This window comes from Pseudoduganella sp. UC29_71 (assembly GCF_042693265.1).
Lineage (GTDB): Bacteria > Pseudomonadota > Gammaproteobacteria > Burkholderiales > Burkholderiaceae_D > Rugamonas.
On record NZ_CP170549.1, the window covers coordinates 5,177,851 to 5,192,838 of the forward strand.

The 14,988-nt window shown below is 66.7% G+C and carries 15 protein-coding genes; 3 read left to right on the forward strand and 12 right to left on the reverse strand.

Translation table 11 applies throughout. From position 1 onward, the window contains the following. The first annotated feature begins 3 nt into the window (after positions 1–3). The 3 genes from ACFJI2_RS22930 to ACFJI2_RS22940 are packed head-to-tail and all read left to right on the forward strand — an operon-like array spanning position 4 to position 2,139. Positions 4–375 (forward strand): type II secretion system protein, encoded by a 372-nt coding sequence (locus tag ACFJI2_RS22930; protein WP_377702060.1) that lies wholly within the window; start codon positions 4–6, stop codon positions 373–375. Further along, a complete protein-coding gene (locus tag ACFJI2_RS22935) occupies positions 372–890 on the forward strand; it encodes a type II secretion system protein (protein ID WP_377702061.1) in 519 nt (172 codons plus the stop codon). Before ACFJI2_RS22930 ends, ACFJI2_RS22935 begins: the two co-directional genes overlap by 4 nt. A gap of 13 nt (positions 891–903) precedes the next feature. Continuing rightward, positions 904–2,139, forward strand: coding sequence for a M24 family metallopeptidase (locus ACFJI2_RS22940; RefSeq protein ID WP_377702063.1), 1,236 nt, complete (start codon positions 904–906; stop codon positions 2,137–2,139). A 38-nt stretch (positions 2,140–2,177) separates the two neighbouring features. On the opposite strand, the gene paaZ is transcribed toward ACFJI2_RS22940, so the two are convergent. From paaZ to paaG, 12 genes are all read right to left on the reverse strand, one after another. Beyond that, positions 2,178–4,223 carry a phenylacetic acid degradation bifunctional protein PaaZ gene (gene paaZ / locus ACFJI2_RS22945; protein WP_377702064.1) on the reverse strand — a complete coding sequence of 682 codons (2,046 nt, stop codon included), beginning with the start codon at positions 4,221–4,223 and terminating at the stop codon, positions 2,178–2,180. Positions 4,224–4,241: 18 nt separating this feature from the next. Beyond that, positions 4,242–4,877, reverse strand: a complete 636-nt coding sequence (locus tag ACFJI2_RS22950) for a phenylacetic acid degradation protein PaaY (RefSeq protein WP_107874231.1) — start codon at positions 4,875–4,877, stop codon at positions 4,242–4,244. 44 nt (positions 4,878–4,921) lie between these two features. After that, complete coding sequence (locus tag ACFJI2_RS22955; protein WP_132137937.1) at positions 4,922–5,659, reverse strand: ABC transporter ATP-binding protein; 738 nt, start codon at positions 5,657–5,659, stop codon at positions 4,922–4,924. 8 nt (positions 5,660–5,667) lie between these two features. Next, positions 5,668–6,423, reverse strand: coding sequence for an ABC transporter ATP-binding protein (locus ACFJI2_RS22960; protein WP_377702065.1), 756 nt, complete (start codon positions 6,421–6,423; stop codon positions 5,668–5,670). Next, positions 6,416–7,402 (reverse strand): branched-chain amino acid ABC transporter permease, encoded by a 987-nt coding sequence (locus ACFJI2_RS22965; RefSeq protein ID WP_377702066.1) that lies wholly within the window; start codon positions 7,400–7,402, stop codon positions 6,416–6,418. The genes ACFJI2_RS22960 and ACFJI2_RS22965 overlap by 8 nt, the downstream gene beginning before the upstream one ends. Then, a complete protein-coding gene (locus tag ACFJI2_RS22970; protein ID WP_056402313.1) occupies positions 7,399–8,274 on the reverse strand; it encodes a branched-chain amino acid ABC transporter permease in 876 nt (291 codons plus the stop codon). Before ACFJI2_RS22970 ends, ACFJI2_RS22965 begins: the two co-directional genes overlap by 4 nt. A 13-nt stretch (positions 8,275–8,287) precedes the next feature. After that, positions 8,288–9,436: an ABC transporter substrate-binding protein gene (locus ACFJI2_RS22975; protein ID WP_377702067.1), complete on the reverse strand. Its 1,149-nt coding sequence runs from the start codon at positions 9,434–9,436 to the stop codon at positions 8,288–8,290. Positions 9,437–9,471: 35 nt separating this feature from the next. Continuing rightward, the gene (gene pcaF, locus ACFJI2_RS22980; RefSeq protein ID WP_107874216.1) at positions 9,472–10,677 is read right to left on the reverse strand and encodes a 3-oxoadipyl-CoA thiolase; all 1,206 of its coding nucleotides are present in this window, start codon (positions 10,675–10,677) and stop codon (positions 9,472–9,474) included. Between the two features lie 9 nt (positions 10,678–10,686). Continuing rightward, the gene (gene paaK, locus ACFJI2_RS22985) at positions 10,687–12,012 is read right to left on the reverse strand and encodes a phenylacetate--CoA ligase PaaK (RefSeq protein ID WP_377702068.1); all 1,326 of its coding nucleotides are present in this window, start codon (positions 12,010–12,012) and stop codon (positions 10,687–10,689) included. 28 nt (positions 12,013–12,040) lie between these two features. Then, positions 12,041–12,433, reverse strand: coding sequence for a hydroxyphenylacetyl-CoA thioesterase PaaI (gene paaI, locus ACFJI2_RS22990; RefSeq protein ID WP_377705887.1), 393 nt, complete (start codon positions 12,431–12,433; stop codon positions 12,041–12,043). 106 nt (positions 12,434–12,539) lie between these two features. Then, complete coding sequence (paaH, locus tag ACFJI2_RS22995; protein ID WP_377702069.1) at positions 12,540–14,111, reverse strand: 3-hydroxyacyl-CoA dehydrogenase PaaH; 1,572 nt, start codon at positions 14,109–14,111, stop codon at positions 12,540–12,542. A gap of 3 nt (positions 14,112–14,114) precedes the next feature. Continuing rightward, a complete protein-coding gene (gene paaG, locus ACFJI2_RS23000) occupies positions 14,115–14,906 on the reverse strand; it encodes a 2-(1,2-epoxy-1,2-dihydrophenyl)acetyl-CoA isomerase PaaG (protein WP_377702070.1) in 792 nt (263 codons plus the stop codon). Between the last annotated feature and the right edge of the window lie 82 nt (positions 14,907–14,988).

The following is a 14,988-nucleotide window of genomic DNA, read 5'->3' on the forward strand; positions in this document are numbered from 1 at the left end:
ACGATGCGCACGCGAGGCTTCACGCTGATCGAACTGCTGGTGGTCCTGGCCATCATTTCCCTGCTGCTGACGGTGGCGCTGCCGCGCTATTTCGGCTCGGTGGAGAAATCCAAGGAAGTGGCGCTCAAGGAAAACCTGAAGGTGCTGCGCATCAGTATCGACAAATTCTACGGCGACAAAGGCGAATACCCGGCCGGCCTGGCCGACCTCGTGACGCACCGCTACTTCAACAAGGTTCCGGTCGATCCCATCACCGAATCGGCCAGCACCTGGCAACTGGTCACGCCGCAGGACCGCGAAAAGTCCGGCGTTGCCGACGTGCGCAGCGGTGCCAAGGGCAGCACGCGCGACGGCATCCCCTACGGGCAGCTATGAGCAGGCAGCACGGCTTCGCCTACCTCTGGAACCTGATGCTGGTGGCCTTCATGGGTGTGGGCCTGGCCATTGCATCGGAGACCTACGCCACGGCGGCGCGGCGCGACAAGGAAGCGCAGCTGCTGTTCATCGGCCACGAGTTCCGCCAGGCTCTGAGCCGCTACCACGAAGCGCAGGGCGCGGGCGGCGCGGCCCAGTACCCGCTTACACTGGAAGAACTGCTGAAAGATCCGCGCTACCCCGGCGCCAAACGCCACCTGCGCCGCCTGTACAAAGACCCCATCACCGGCAAGGCAGAATGGGGACTGCTGCGCCAGCAGGGCCGCATCGTGGGCGTGTATTCGCTGTCCGAACAGATGCCCATCAAGCAGGGCGGCTTCCGCGACGAGGACAAAAACCTGAACCGCAAGCCGCGCTACGCCGACTGGCTGTTCACCTATCCGGCCGACCTGTTCACGGTCGCGCCGCCGCCCAAAACTGATATCATCCCCGCCATCACTTCTGGAGGACGGTAGTATGACAATGAGCATGAGCATAGGCGTAGGCGGCAAAACCGCGGAACAAGCACTGGCGACCCTGTCCGACATGACGGCGGGCGCCATCCCTATCGGCAAGGAAGAACACCTGCAGCGCATCGCCAAGGCCCAGGCCTATATGCGCGAACAAGGCATCGCCGCCATCTACATCAACGCGGGCGCCAACCTGCTCTACTTTACCGGCACGCGCTGGCACGCCAGCGAACGCATGGTGGGCGCCATCCTGCCCGCGCAAGGGGCGCTGGAGTACATCGCCCCCGCCTTCGAGGAAAGCACGCTGCTGGACTTCATGCTGGTGGAAGGCAAAGTGAACGGCTGGCACGAACACGAAAGCCCCTACCAGCTGTTCGTGGACACGCTGGGCCGCATGGGCATCGCCGCCAATGCAGCGCAGCCGCCGCGCGTGGGCATCTGCGAAAGCGCCGCCTTCTTCATCTACGACGGCATCCGCCCGCTGGCCGTCGGCTACGCGCTGGAGAATGCGCGTCCCGTGACGGCACACTGCCGCACCCGCAAATCCGCCGCCGAAATCGCGCTGATGCAGCGTGTGAAAGACATGACGCTGGCCGTGCACGTGGCCACCGCCAGCATGCTGCATGAAGGGATCACCACGACCGAGGTGGAACAGTTCATCGCCGCCGCGCACCGCAAGGTAGGTGCGCCCGGCTCCTACTTCGTCATCGTGCTGTTCGGCGAAGCCACCGCCTACCCGCATGGCGTGAGCTACGTGCAGACCTTGAAGCAGGGCGACACGGTGCTGATCGACACCGGCTGCAAGCTGCACAACTACATCTCCGACATCACGCGCACCTATGTGTACGGCGCGCCGAGCGAGCGCCAGCGCAGCGTGTGGAACAGCGAGAAGAAGGCGCAGGCCGCCGCGTTCAGTGCCGCCCAGCTGGGTGTGCCGTGCGAGCAGGTGGACCAGGCCGCGCGGCGCTCACTGGAAGCGGACGGCTACGGCCCCGGCTACAAGCTGCCCGGCCTGCCGCACCGCACCGGCCACGGCATCGGCCTGGACATCCACGAATGGCCCTACCTGGTGGGCGGCGACACCACGCCGCTGGCGCCAGGCATGTGCTTCTCGAACGAGCCGATGATCTGCATCCCCGGCGAATTCGGCGTGCGCCACGAAGACCATTTCTACATGACCGAGTCCGGCCCGAAATGGTTCACCGAGCCAGCCCACAGCATCGACGATCCGTTCGGCTTGAACAAGACGAAGTGAGGTCAGGAGGGGCGCAGCCCCCTCCTCGCCATGCCCTTTTACTGGTGCTTGGACACCAGCGTCAGGATGTCGTAGCTGGCCACCAGTTCGTCGTTCTGGTTGGTCACCTGCACGTCCCACGCCACCACGCCCTGGCCGACGCCTTTGTCGTCGGTGCGGTTGCGGTCCACTTTGCGCTTGCAGGTCAGGCGCGCGCGGATGGTGTCGCCGATGGCGACCGGGGTGATGAAGCGCAGGTTGTCCAGGCCGTAGTTGGCCAGCACCGGACCCGGTGCGGGCGAGACGAACAGGCCGGCGGCCGCCGACAGCACGAAGTAGCCGTGCGCGATGCGCTTGCCGAATTGCGTGTCCTTCGCAGCGATGTCGTCGAAGTGCATGTAGAAGTAGTCGCCCGAGACGCCGCCGAAGTTGACGATATCCGCTTCGCTCACGGTGCGGCGATGCGTCAGCAGCGAGTCGCCGATTTTCAGGTCTTCGAAGTGGCGGCGGAACGGGTGCACTTCGCTTTCATTCACGGCCGCGCCGCGCACATACTCTCCCGTCACGGCGGCCAGCATGGTCGGCGAGCCTTGCACGGCTGCACGCTGCAGGAAGTGGCGCACCGCGCGGATGCCGCCCAGTTCTTCGCCGCCGCCTGCGCGGCCCGGGCCGCCGTGCTTGAGCTGCGGCAGCGGCGAGCCGTGGCCGGTGGAGTCCACCGACGACTCGCGCTCCAGGATGTGCACGCGGCCGTGCGAGGCGGCGGCGATCGGCACCGCGTAGGCTGCCGTCTTCGGGTCTTTCGTCACCAGCGTGCTCACCAGGCTGCCCTTGCCGCGCGCGGCCAGTTCCAGCGCCTCGTCGATGCCGTCGTAGGTCATCATGGTGCTGACCGGGCCGAAGGCTTCAACGTCGTGCACCGCGTCGTTGCTGCCGGCGTTGCGGCACAGGACCAGCGTGGGCGAGAAGAACGCGCCTTCGGCCACGCCTTCGCCCACCAGCTTGTAGCCGTCCTTTTCGCCGAACACGATCTCGTTGCCCGCCGCGAGCAGCGCCAGGCGTTCGCCCACGTCGCGCTGCTGGTCTTTCGAGGCCAGCGCGCCCATGCGCACGCCCTCCACCGACGGGTCGCCGATGGTCACTTTCGCGAGCCGCTCGCGCAGGCGTGCGGCCACCGCGTCCACGCGGTCCTTCGGCACGATGATGCGGCGGATGGCGGTGCACTTCTGGCCGGCCTTGCCGGTCATCTCGCGCGCCACTTCCTTCACGAACAGGTCGAACTCGGGGTCGTCCGGCGTCACGTCCGGCGCCAGGATGGCGCAGTTGAGCGAATCCGCCTCGGCGGTAAACGGCACCGAGTTGGCGATCAGGTTGCGGTTGGTGCGCAGCTTGGCGGCCGTGTCGGCGGAACCGGTGAAGGTCACCACGTCGGCGCCGCCCAGGCGGTCCAGCAGGTCGCCGGTGCTGCCGATTACCAGCTGCAGCGCGCCTTCCGGCAGCAGGCCCGATTCATGCGCCATGCGCACCACCGCTTCGGTCAGGTAGCTGGTGGCGGTGGCGGGCTTGCCGATGCAGGGCATGGCGGCCAGGAAGCTGGGCGCGAATTTCTCCAGCAGGCCCCAGATCGGGAAGTTGAAGGCGTTGATGTGCACCGCCAGGCCGCCGCGCGGCACCAGGATGTGGGTGCCGGCGAAGCCGCCGCGCTTGCCCAGCGCCATGGCCGGGCCTTCGTGCAGCACGTTGGACGACGGCAGCTCTCGGCTGCCCATGCTGGCGTAGGCGAACAGGGTCCCGATGCCGCCCTCCACGTCCACCCAGCTGTCGGCGCGGGTGGCGCCGGTGAGGTGCGAAATCTTGTACAGCTCTTCCTTGCGCTCCATCAGGTACAAGGCCAGCGCCTTCAGGCGCGCTGCGCGCTGCTGGAAGTCCAGCTTCATCAGGGCCGGCACGCCGGTCTTGCGGGCGTAGGTGACGGCTTCGCTGAAGTCGATGGCTTCGGCGTGGGTATGGTAGATCAGGCTGTTGTTCAGCGCGCTGTGCAGCGGGGTGGCCGCTTCCTTGCCGTGCCAGCGGCCGGCGATCAGGCTTTGCAGAGTTGGTGCCATTCGGGTTCTCCAGTCTATTTATTCGGTCGCGTTCGCAGTTGTGTTCGCAGTTGCGTTCTTGTGCAGGTGCAGCGGCAGCGACGACTCCCACTGCATGCGCTGGCGGTCCGGCTCTACCTCGGTCAGCGCCACGGTCTCGCGCATGGTGGCCAGGGAGCGCACGCTCAGTTCCTGGTATTGGGCGGTGCCGGAGGTCTTCCATTCGATTTCCTTGTCGGTGACTTCGCGCAGCACGCGCGCCGGCGTGCCGACCACCAGGCTGCGCGGCGGCACCACCATGTTGGCCTTGACGAAGCTCATCGCGGCGACGATGCTGTCGGCGCCGATCACGGCGTTGTCCATGATGACCGAGTTCATGCCCACCAGCGCGTTGCGGCCGATGCGGCAGCCGTGCAGCACGGCGCCGTGGCCGACGTGGCCGTCCACTTCCACCACCGTGTCCTCGCCGGGGAAGCCGTGCATGATGCAGCCATCCTGCAGGTTCGAGCCCTCTTCCAGGATCAGGCGGCCGAAGTCGCCGCGCATGGACGCGTGCGGGCCGACGTAGCAGCGCGGGCCGACGATCACGTCGCCGATCAGCACGGCGCTCGGGTGCACGTAGGCGGTGGGGTGCACCACCGGGGTGATGCCGTTCATTTCGTATACTTTGACCATGCTTGCTCCTCTATCGGCGGGTTAGGCGCAACCGTAACCCGCCATTACATGCCCAGGTAGGCGCTTTGCACCTGTTCGTTTTTCAGCAGCTCGGGGCCGGGGCCGGACAGCGTGATGGCGCCGGTCTCGATCACATAGCCCACGTCCGCGATCGACAGCGCCGCGTGCGCGTTCTGCTCCACCAGGAAAATGGTGATGCCCTGGTCGCGCAGGCTGGCCACGATGCGGAAGATCTCGGCGATCAGCAGCGGCGCCAGGCCCATGCTGGGTTCATCGAGCAGCAGCACGGACGGCTTGCCCATCAGCGCGCGCGCCATGGCCAGCATCTGCTGCTGCCCGCCGGACAGCGTGCCCGCCAGCAGAGCGCGTTTCTCCCGCAACACCGGGAACAGCTGGTACATGCGCTCCATGTCCGCCGCCACTTCCGCCTTGGGCCGCGTGTAGGCGCCCAGCAGCAGGTTGTCCTCCACCGACATGGGGCCGAACACCTGGCGCCCTTCCGGCACCTGGCAGATGCCGGCGCGCACGCGCTTGTCGGCGCTGGCGCGGCTCACGTCCTGCCCGCTGAAGTGGATGCTGCCGCCGCTGATCGGCTGCACGCCGGAGATGGCGCGCAGCAGCGTGGTCTTGCCCGCGCCGTTGGCCCCCACCAGCGCCACCAGCTGCCCCTGGCGCACCTCGATGTCGATGCCGTGCAGGGCCTGGATGCGGCCATAGTGGCTGGTCAGCCCTTTGATTTCGAGCACCAGCGGCTTCACCGTCACGTCGGTATTGTTAGTCATGGCGTCCCTCATGCTGCCGCTCCCAGATAAGCCGCCACCACGTCCGGATTGGCGCGCACTTCGGCGGCCGTGCCTTCGGCCAGCTTCTTGCCGTAGTCCAGCACCAGGATATGGTCGGATAAATTCATCACCAGCTTCATGTCGTGCTCCACCAGCACCACCGTCACGCCGGACTGCGCCACCTTGCGGATCAGCGCTTCGATCTCGCCGGTTTCGGTGTGGTTCAGGCCCGCCGCCGGTTCGTCCAGCAGCAGCACTTTCGGCCGCGCGGCCAGCGCGCGCGCGATCTCCAGGCGCTTCAGGGCGCCGTACGGCATCTGGCTGGAATCGGCGTCCACGTACTGGCCCACGCCAACGAAGTCCATCAGCTGCGCCGCCTCGTCGCGGCACACCTGGTCGGCCTTGCGCACCGACGGCAGGCGCAGCATGGAGGCGAACAGGTTCTGGTTCAGGCGCAGGTGGGCACCGACCATTACGTTGTCGATGGCCGTCATGTTCAGGCAGATCTGCAGGTTCTGGAAGGTGCGGCTCATGCCGCGCCGCGCCAGCTGGTCGGGCGTCAGGCCTGCCACGTTCTCGCCGCGCAGCACGATCTCGCCCTTGGTGGGGGTGTACACGCCGGTGATCAGGTTGAACAGCGTGGTCTTGCCGGCGCCGTTGGGGCCGATCACCGAGTGGATCGAGCCTTCCTTGATGGCGAAGCTCACGTCCTGCACGGCATGCACGCCGCCGAAGCTCTTGCTCAGGTTGCGGATCTCAAGCATGGCCGCCTCCGGCTTTCTTCACCAGGGTCAAGGGCGCCGCCGGCGCCGGCTTGCTGCGGCGGCGCGCCAGCGATGGCACCAGGCCGCGCGGCAGGAAGATCATGGTCAGCATCAGGATGGCGCCGAACACCACCACTTCCCAGCCTTCGAAAGCGGACAGCAGCTGCGGCAGCAAGGTCAGCAGGGCCGCGCCGAGGATGGAGCCGAACACGGACGCCATGCCGCCCACCACCACCATGGTCACCAGTTCGATGGAATGGAAGAAGCCCGCCATATTGGGCGTGATGAAGCCGATGTAGTGGGCGCTGATGCTGCCCGCGATGCTGGCCACCACGGCCGACAGCACGAACACGCGCACCTTGAAGCGCGTGGTGTCGATGCCGACCACGCGCGAGGCGACCTCCGAGCCGTGGATGGCTTGCAGCGCGCGGCCCACCGGCGAATCGATCAGGTTGAGCGCGAACCACGTCACCAGCAGCAGTAAGGCGGCCGCCACGGCGTACCACGATTTTTCGCCGGTGATCTCGACACCGAGGACGGCGAAGCCCGGCACCGAAATGCCGTCCGGCCCGCCGGTCCACTGCCCTTCGTTGTTGATGGCGATGGAGATGATGATGCCCAGTCCCAGCGTGGCCATGGCCAGCGTGTGGCCTTTCAGCTTGAGCACCGGGCGCGCCAGCACGAAGGCCAGCAGGCCGGTGGCGGCGGCGCCGGCGGCCAGCGCGGCGACCGGCGGCCAGTTGTAGTGCGTGGTGAGCACGGCGGACGCATACGCGCCCAGGCCGAAGAAGCCGGCGTGGCCCAGGCTGATCTGGCCGGTGTAGCCCATCAGCAGGTTCAGGCCGATCACCACCACCGCGTTGAGCGCGATGCGGATGGCCACGTCGAAGTAATAGGCGTTCGGCAGCAGCAGCGGCAGCGCGGCCAGCACCAGCGCCAGGATCAGCAGGCCGGCATGGCGGGAAGCGAAGGTCTTCATACGCGCTCCGATACTTTGGCGCCGAACAGGCCGCGCGGCATGAAGAACAGGATCAGCAGGATCAGCACGAAGGGTACCGCGTCCTTGTAGGCCGACGAGATGTAGCCGGCCGTCATGGCCTCGGCGATGCCCAGTATCAGCCCGCCGGCGATGGCGCCCACGCCGCCGCCCAGCCCGCCCAGCACCGCCGCCACGAAGCCCTTCAGGCCCAGCATGATGCCGGCGTCGTAGGAGGTGTAGGTGATGGGCGCCAGCAGCGCGCCGCCGACTGCGCCCAGCAGCGCGGCCAGGCCGAAGGACAGCAGCAGCACGCGGCGCGTGTTGATGCCCACCAGCTGCGCGGCCAGCTTGTTGTGCGAGGTGGCCAGCATGGCCTTGCCCAGCAGCGTGCGGCCGAAGAACCAGCCCAGCGCCGCCACGATGGCGATCGTCACGCCCAGCACCCACAGGCTTTGCGGCAGCAGGCTCGCGCCCAGGAACTGGATCGGCGTGTCGCCCGAGAAGGCGGGCAGCGTGTGCGTGCCCTTGCCCAGCCAGATCTGCACCAGCCCGCGCACCACCAGCGAGGCGCCGATGGTGATGATGATGAGCGTGACCACCTGCGCGTTCTGCGCCGGCTCGATCACGGCCTTTTCCATCACCAGTCCGACGATGGCGGTGAGGATGACGGCGCCGATGATGGCCAGCGGCAGCGGCACGCCCGCCCCCGCCATCATCGCGGCCAGCATCCCGCCCAGCATGATGAATTCGCCCTGGGCGAAATTGATCACGCCGCTGGTGTTGTAGATGATGGTAAAGCCGAGCGCCGCCAGTGCATAGGCGGAACCGACCGTCATTCCCGAGTACAGGAATTGGAGGAATTGGGCGAGCATGATGGTCCCCTGCTTACTTCAGCAACTGCCAGTCGCCGTTCTTCACTTCAACCATGCGGAAGGCCGACAGGTCCAGGCCCATGTGGTCCGTCGGGCTCATGTTGAACACCCCGGTGGTGGCCACGAAGCCCTTGGTCTGCTCCAGCGCGTTGCGCACTTTTTCCTTGTCGGTGCCGCCGGCGCGCTTGATGGCGTCCAGCGACAGGTTCAGGGCGTCCAGCGCGTAGCCGCCGAAGGTGGACGGGTCGATCTTGTAGCGCTCCTTGTAGGCCTTGTCGTAGCCGGTGACGATAGCTTTCTGCGGGTCGTTCGCCGGCAGCATCTGGCCGATCAGCAGCGCAGGGGTCGGCAGGCGCACGCCCTCGGCGGCTTTGCCGGACAGCTTCAGGTACTCGTCCGACGCCACGCCGTGCGACTGGTACATCGGCAGCGCGGTCATGCCCAGCTGGCCGTAGTTCTTGGTGACCACGGCAGGCCCCTGGCCCAGGCCGAACACGAACACCGCCTGCACGCCCGCGGTGTTCTTGATGCGGGTCAGCTGCGCGGTCACGTCGGTGTCTTTCGGGCCGTACGTTTCATCGGCCACCAGGGTAATGCCGTACTTAGAAGCCACATGCTGCGACTCCTTGCGGCCGGAGGCGCCGAAGCCGCTGGTTTCGGACAGCAGGCCTACCTTGCTGATGCCGCGCTTCTTCATGTCCTCGAAGACCTTTTCAGCCGCCATGCGGTCGGTGTGCGGCGTCTTGAACACCCACTTCTTCATCGGGTCGATGATGACCACGGCGCCGGCCAGCGAAATGAACGGCAGGCCGGCCTTGTCCACCAGCGGGGCCATGGCCATGGTGGCGCCGGTGGTGGTGCCGCCGATCAGCACGTCCACCTTGTCGGACTCGATCAGGCGCTTGGTGAACCCGTTGGCCTTGGCGGCGTCGCTGCCGTCGTCGTAATGCACCAGTTCCAGCTTGCGGCCCAGCACACCGCCTTCGGCGTTGATCTTCTCGACATACATCTGCAGCGTCTTGAGCTCCGGGTCGCCCAGGAAGGCGGCCGGGCCGGATACGGACAGCACCGAACCGATCTTGATGTTTTGCGCCAGGGCGCTGCCGGCGGCGAGGATCAAGGAAGCGGCGATGGCGGTCTTCTTCAGGATATTCGTGAACATTGTTTTGTCTCCGTAGTTTTAGTTTTGGATCGTGTTCAAACGCGTTCAATTACCAGTGCAATGCCCTGCCCCACTCCGATACACATGGTGCACAGGGCATAGCGGCCGCCCGTGCGTTCCAGCTGGTTCAGCGCGGCCGTTACCAGGCGCGCGCCGGAAGCCCCCAGCGGGTGGCCGATGGCGATGGCGCCGCCGTTCGGGTTGACGTGGGCGGCGTCGTCCGCCAAGCCCAGGTCGCGCGTCACGGCCAGGCCTTGCGCGGCGAACGCCTCGTTCAGCTCTATCACGTCCATCTGCTCGATGGTCAGGCCCAGTTGCGCCAGCACCTTCTTCGATGCAGGAGCGGGGCCGAAGCCCATGATGCGCGGCGCCAGGCCGGCCGTGGCCATGCCCAGCACCTTGCCGCGCGGCTTCAGGCCGTACTTGTCCACCGCCGAGGCGGAGGCGAGCAGGATGGCGCAGGCGCCGTCGTTCACGCCGGAGGCATTGCCCGCCGTGACGCTGCCGTCCGGCTTGACCACGCCCTTCAGCTTGGCCAGCATTTCAATGGTGGTGTCCGGACGCGGATGCTCGTCGGTGTCGACGATCTTCGGCTCTCCTTTTTTCTGGGGGATCGTCACCGGCACGATCTCGCTCTTGAAGTGGCCGGCAGCGTGGGCTGCGGCCCAGCGCTGCTGGCTGCGCACGGCGAACGCGTCCTGGTCGGCGCGGCTGATGTTGAAATCATTGGCCACGTTTTCCGCCGTCTCCGGCATGGAATCGATGCCGTACTGCTGCTTCATCAGCGGGTTGACGAAGCGCCAGCCGATGGTGGTGTCCTCGATTTTGGCTGCGCGCGAGAAGGCGCTGTCGGCCTTGCCCATGACGAAGGGCGCGCGCGTCATGCTCTCCACGCCGCCGGCGATGACCAGGTGCGCTTCGCCGGCCTTGATGGCGCGGGCGCCTATGCCCACCGCGTCCAGGCTGGAGCCGCACAGGCGGTTAATGGTGTTGGCGGGCACTTCCACCGGCAGGCCGGCCAGCAGCACGGCCATGCGGCCCACGTTGCGGTTGTCCTCGCCGGCGCCGTTGGCGCAGCCGTAGTACACGTCGTCCAGCTCGGACCAGTCCACGCCGGGGTTGCGCTCTTTCAGCGCGGCCAGCGGCACCGCCGCCAGGTCGTCCGCGCGCACGCCGGCCAGGGCGCCGCCGTAGCGGCCGAAGGGCGTGCGCACCGCGTCGCAGATAAATGCTTCGTTCATAGTCGTTCCTTAAACAGTCTTCGGTCGTTTGTCGATCACGCGCTTGGCCTTGCCGGTCATGGTACGCTCGATGCTGTTCGACGCCAGCAGGCTGACGCGGGTCGACACGCCCACATAGGTCTTGATGGCGTGTTCCAGCTCGCGCGCCAGCGCTTCCACTTCGTTGGCGGTCAGCTTGCCGGTCAGCTCGGGGCGCAGTTCGCCGATCACGTCCAGCTTGTCCAGGTGGCCGTCGCGGCTCACCACCAGCTGGTATTGCGGCGCCAGCTTCGGCATCTTGCAGATCAGTTCCTCAATCTGCGTGGGGAACACGTTCACGCCGCGGATGATCAACATGTCGTCCGAGCGGCCCGTGATCTTGCCGATGCGGCGCATCGAACGCGAGGTCGGCGGCAGCAGGCGCGTGAGGTCGCGCGTGCGGTAGCGGATGATGGGCAGCGCTTCCTTCGACAGCGAGGTGAACACCAGTTCGCCGTCCGAGCCGTCCGGCAGCACTTCGCCGGTTTCGGGATCGATGATCTCGGGGTAGAAATGGTCTTCCCAGATCACCGGGCCGTCTTTTGATTCGATGCACTCGCTGGCCACGCCCGGCCCCATCACTTCGGACAGGCCGTAAATGTCCACCGCGTCGATGCCGGCGCGCGCTTCGATCTCGGAGCGCATGGCGTCGGTCCACGGCTCGGCGCCGAAAATGCCCACCTTCAGCGATGACTCGGCAGCGTCCAGTCCCTGGCGCTGGAATTCCTCGATGATGTTCAGCATGTACGACGGCGTGACCATGATGATCTCGGGCTTGAAGTCCTGGATCAGCTGCACTTGTTTCTCGGTCTGGCCGCCCGACATGGGAATGACGGTGCAGCCCAGGCGCTCGGCGCCGTAGTGCGCGCCCAGGCCGCCGGTGAACAGGCCATAGCCATAGGAGATGTGCACCATGTCGCCGGCGCGGCCGCCAGCGGCACGGATGGAGCGCGCCACCACGTTGGCCCAGGTGTCGATGTCGTTCTGCGTGTAGCCCACCACGGTGGCCTTGCCGGTGGTGCCGCTCGAGGCGTGGATGCGCACCACCTTCTCGCGCGGGACGGCGAACAGGCCGAACGGGTAGTTGTCGCGCAGGGTCTTCTTGTCGGTGAAGGGGAACTTGGCCAGGTCGGCCAGGGTCTTCAGGTCGTCCGGGTGCACGCCTTTCTCGTCGAATGCGGCGCGGTAGTGCGGCACGTTTTCATACGCATGCTTCAGCGTCCATTTCATGCGTTCCAGTTGCAGCGCCAGCAGCTCGTCCTTGCTAGCGCGTTCGATAGGCTCCAGGTCAGCTGGGGCGGGATTGCGTTGAACCATTGCTGTCTCCTCGTATTCGAGTTCTTAACTAGCCCTGCTGTGGCGCCACTTCGCCGCTCACGCGGTGCGACTTGCCACGGAACAGGGCAATAATGCGTCCGTCCTGGTTGCTGACCTTGACGTCGTAAATGCCGCTCTTGCCGGCCAGCGCCTGCTCCACCGCTTCCGCAGTCAGCAGGTCGTGATGGCGGCCGGGAGCCAGGTACTCGATCGTGCAACCCGCGCCCACCGTGTTTTGGTTGTGGCTGTTGCACGCAAACGCGAAGGCGCTGTCCGCCAACGCGAAAATAAAGCCGCCGTGGCAGGTCTGGTGCCCGTTCAGCATGTCTTCCCGCACCGGCATGGTCATGCGCGCGTAGCCGGGCCGGATCTCGGCCAGCAGCATGCCCATCGCCTGCGTGGCGCGGTCGCGCGCATACATCGCGTCGCCGGCTGCCTGGGCCAGGGCTTGCGCCTGCTCGGGCGTGGGCGCCGCTGCGGGTGCGTGGGCGTGGGCGTGGGCTTGGCCGTGGGCGTGGATTGCGTCCTTATGCATGGAATGTCGCTCCCGATGCCTGTTTGCGGCGCAGCAGCGGCGACACGCGGTAGCGGTCTTCGCCATAGGCGGCTGCGAGGTTGTTCAATACCGTGGCGATGCGCTCGACGCCGACGGCGTCGGCCCAGGCTAGCGGGCCGCGCGGATAGTTCACGCCCTTCTGCATGGCGGTGTCCGCGCCCTGCGCGCTGCACACGCCCTGGTTCACCGCGTCCGCCGCTTCGTTGGCCAGCATGGCCACGGTGCGCATCACGGCCAGGCCGGGCACGTCGTCCAGCTTCGTCACCGCGAAACCGGCGGCCTGGAACAGGCCCACCACGGCGCTGTACGCGGCGGCGCTGCACTGGTCGGCGGCGGCGATGGCGATGCGGGTGGCTTTGCCGTAGTCCAGGGCCAGGTCGAACAGCACGGTGTCCGGGTGCTTGTTGTCGGCCGCGCGCTGGGTAGCGCTGCGGCCATCGGTCAGGTAGACGGCGGCGCCGTTGCAATGGAAGGCCGGCGCAGAGTCGTGCCCCGCCGCGTGGCCGTGCGCTTCATTGGCCTTGCGCAGCGTGACGGCGATGCCGCGCTCCTGGAAGCGCGCCAGCACGGCGTCGGTGACGGCCGACGCGCCGCTGGCGCCCGGTTCCACGCTGTAGCTCACGTAGTCCGGTTTGGGCTGCACGGCTTCGCTCCGTGCGGCCGGCACGGAGGCGCCGTCGCCGTAGGCGTAGAAGCCGCGGCCGGATTTGCGGCCCAGGAAGCCGGCGTTCACCAGCTCCTGCTGGATCACGGACGGCGTGAAGCGCGGATCGTTGTAATAGGCGTTGAAGACGGACTGGGTGACGGAATAGTTCACGTCATGCCCGATCAGGTCCATCAGTTCGAATGGTCCCATGCGGAAGCCGCCGGCCTCGCGCATCACCGCGTCGATGGTGGCGGCGTCGGCCGCCTGCTCGTTCAGCAGGCGCAGGCCTTCGGCATAGTAAGGGCGCGCCACGCGGTTGACGATGAAGCCGGGCGTGGACTTGGCGTGCACCGGGTTCTTGCCCCAGGCGATGGCGGTGTCGTACACGGAGTCGGCCACGGCGGCGTCGGTGGCCAGGCCGCTGATCACTTCCACCAGCGCCATCAGCGGCACCGGATTGAAGAAATGCATGCCCACCAGGCGCTGCGGGCGGCGCAGTTTGGCGGCGATGGCGGTCACGGAAATCGAGGAGGTATTGGTGGCCAGGATGCAGCCGTCGCCGACGACGCCTTCCAGGTCGGCGAACAGGGCGCGCTTCACGTCCAGGTTCTCGACGATGGCTTCCACCACCAGCGCGGCGTCGGCCACGCCCGCCAGGCCGTCGGCGGCTTGCAGGCGCGCGGTGGCGGCTTGCGCCTCGGCCGCCGTCATGCGCTCCTTGTCCACCAGCTTCAGGTAGACCTTGGCGATGTCGGCGATGGCCTTCTGAACCGCCTCGGCGCGCGTGTCGTACAGCTTGACGGTGTGGCCGGCGGCCGCCGCCACCTGCGCAATGCCCGAACCCATGGCGCCGCTGCCGATGACGGCGACGACGCTGGCTTTATCCAGAGCTGCCATTCCTTATTCCCCTTTGAATTCAGGCGTGCGCTTGGCGATGAAGGCGGCAACGCCTTCGCGGTAGTCGTGGCTGTAGCCCAGCTCACGCATCATCTCACCTTCCAGCTTGAGCTGCTCGGGCAGCGAGTTGCAATGGCTGATCTGCAGCGCCTTCTTGGTGAAGGCCAGGCCCTTGGTGGGGGCGATGGCGAAATGCTCGGCCATGGCGGTGGCTTCGGTCATCAGCAGCTCGTCGGGAACGGCTTTCCAGATCAGGCCCCATTGCTCGGCGCGGTCGGCGGTGAGCTTTTCGCCCAGCATGGCCAGGCCGGTGGCGCGCGCCATGCCGATCAGGCGGGGCAGTATCCAGGTGCCGCCGGTGTCCGGGATCAGGCCCAGGCGGCAGAAAGCTTCCACGAAACTGGCCGATTTGCCGGCGATGACGATGTCGCAGGCCAGCGCCAGGTTGGCGCCAGCGCCGGCGGCCACGCCGTTTACCGCGCAGATGACGGGCATGGGCAGGCTGCGCAGCGCAAGCACCAGCGGGGCGTAGAACTTTTCCACCGAGTCGCCCAGGTCCACGCCGTCGGCGCCCGGTTCCACGGCGCGGTCGCCCAGGTCCTGGCCGGCGCAGAAGCCGCGCCCGGCGCCGGTGAGCAGGAAGACGCGCACGGATTTGTCGGCTTGCACCCTGGCCAGCGCGTCGCGCACTTCCAGGTGCATGGCCTGGGTGAAGCTGTTCAGTTTGTCCGGGCGGTTCAGGGTCAGCCTGGCGATGCCGCCCTTGATCTCAAACAGGATATTTTCGTAGCTCATGGCGTCTCCTCCATTGTCCTTCGTTGTTGGCGGGTCACGCCTTCGGCTAACCCGCCCTACATTCATGTTTCGGTGTTTCAGC

What these genes read in the sequence shown, in the direction of transcription:
- ACFJI2_RS22950 (WP_107874231.1), bottom strand. Translation starts at nt 4,877, where the DNA reads ATGGTCAAAGTATACGAAATGAACGGCATCACCCCGGTGGTGCACCCC.
- paaI (WP_377705887.1), bottom strand. Translation starts at nt 12,433, where the DNA reads ATGTATGCGCGCGACCGCGCCACGCAGGCGATGGGCATGCTGCTGGCC.
- ACFJI2_RS22960 (WP_377702065.1), bottom strand. Translation starts at nt 6,423, where the DNA reads ATGCTTGAGATCCGCAACCTGAGCAAGAGCTTCGGCGGCGTGCATGCC.
- paaZ (WP_377702064.1), bottom strand. Translation starts at nt 4,223, where the DNA reads ATGGCACCAACTCTGCAAAGCCTGATCGCCGGCCGCTGGCACGGCAAG.
- ACFJI2_RS22975 (WP_377702067.1), bottom strand. Translation starts at nt 9,436, where the DNA reads ATGTTCACGAATATCCTGAAGAAGACCGCCATCGCCGCTTCCTTGATC.
- paaK (WP_377702068.1), bottom strand. Translation starts at nt 12,012, where the DNA reads ATGGTTCAACGCAATCCCGCCCCAGCTGACCTGGAGCCTATCGAACGC.
- ACFJI2_RS22930 (WP_377702060.1), top strand. Translation starts at nt 4, where the DNA reads ATGCGCACGCGAGGCTTCACGCTGATCGAACTGCTGGTGGTCCTGGCC.
- ACFJI2_RS22940 (WP_377702063.1), top strand. Translation starts at nt 904, where the DNA reads ATGAGCATAGGCGTAGGCGGCAAAACCGCGGAACAAGCACTGGCGACC.
- ACFJI2_RS22965 (WP_377702066.1), bottom strand. Translation starts at nt 7,402, where the DNA reads ATGAAGACCTTCGCTTCCCGCCATGCCGGCCTGCTGATCCTGGCGCTG.
- pcaF (WP_107874216.1), bottom strand. Translation starts at nt 10,677, where the DNA reads ATGAACGAAGCATTTATCTGCGACGCGGTGCGCACGCCCTTCGGCCGC.
- paaG (WP_377702070.1), bottom strand. Translation starts at nt 14,906, where the DNA reads ATGAGCTACGAAAATATCCTGTTTGAGATCAAGGGCGGCATCGCCAGG.
- paaH (WP_377702069.1), bottom strand. Translation starts at nt 14,111, where the DNA reads ATGGCAGCTCTGGATAAAGCCAGCGTCGTCGCCGTCATCGGCAGCGGC.
- ACFJI2_RS22955 (WP_132137937.1), bottom strand. Translation starts at nt 5,659, where the DNA reads ATGACTAACAATACCGACGTGACGGTGAAGCCGCTGGTGCTCGAAATC.
- ACFJI2_RS22970 (WP_056402313.1), bottom strand. Translation starts at nt 8,274, where the DNA reads ATGCTCGCCCAATTCCTCCAATTCCTGTACTCGGGAATGACGGTCGGT.
- ACFJI2_RS22935 (WP_377702061.1), top strand. Translation starts at nt 372, where the DNA reads ATGAGCAGGCAGCACGGCTTCGCCTACCTCTGGAACCTGATGCTGGTG.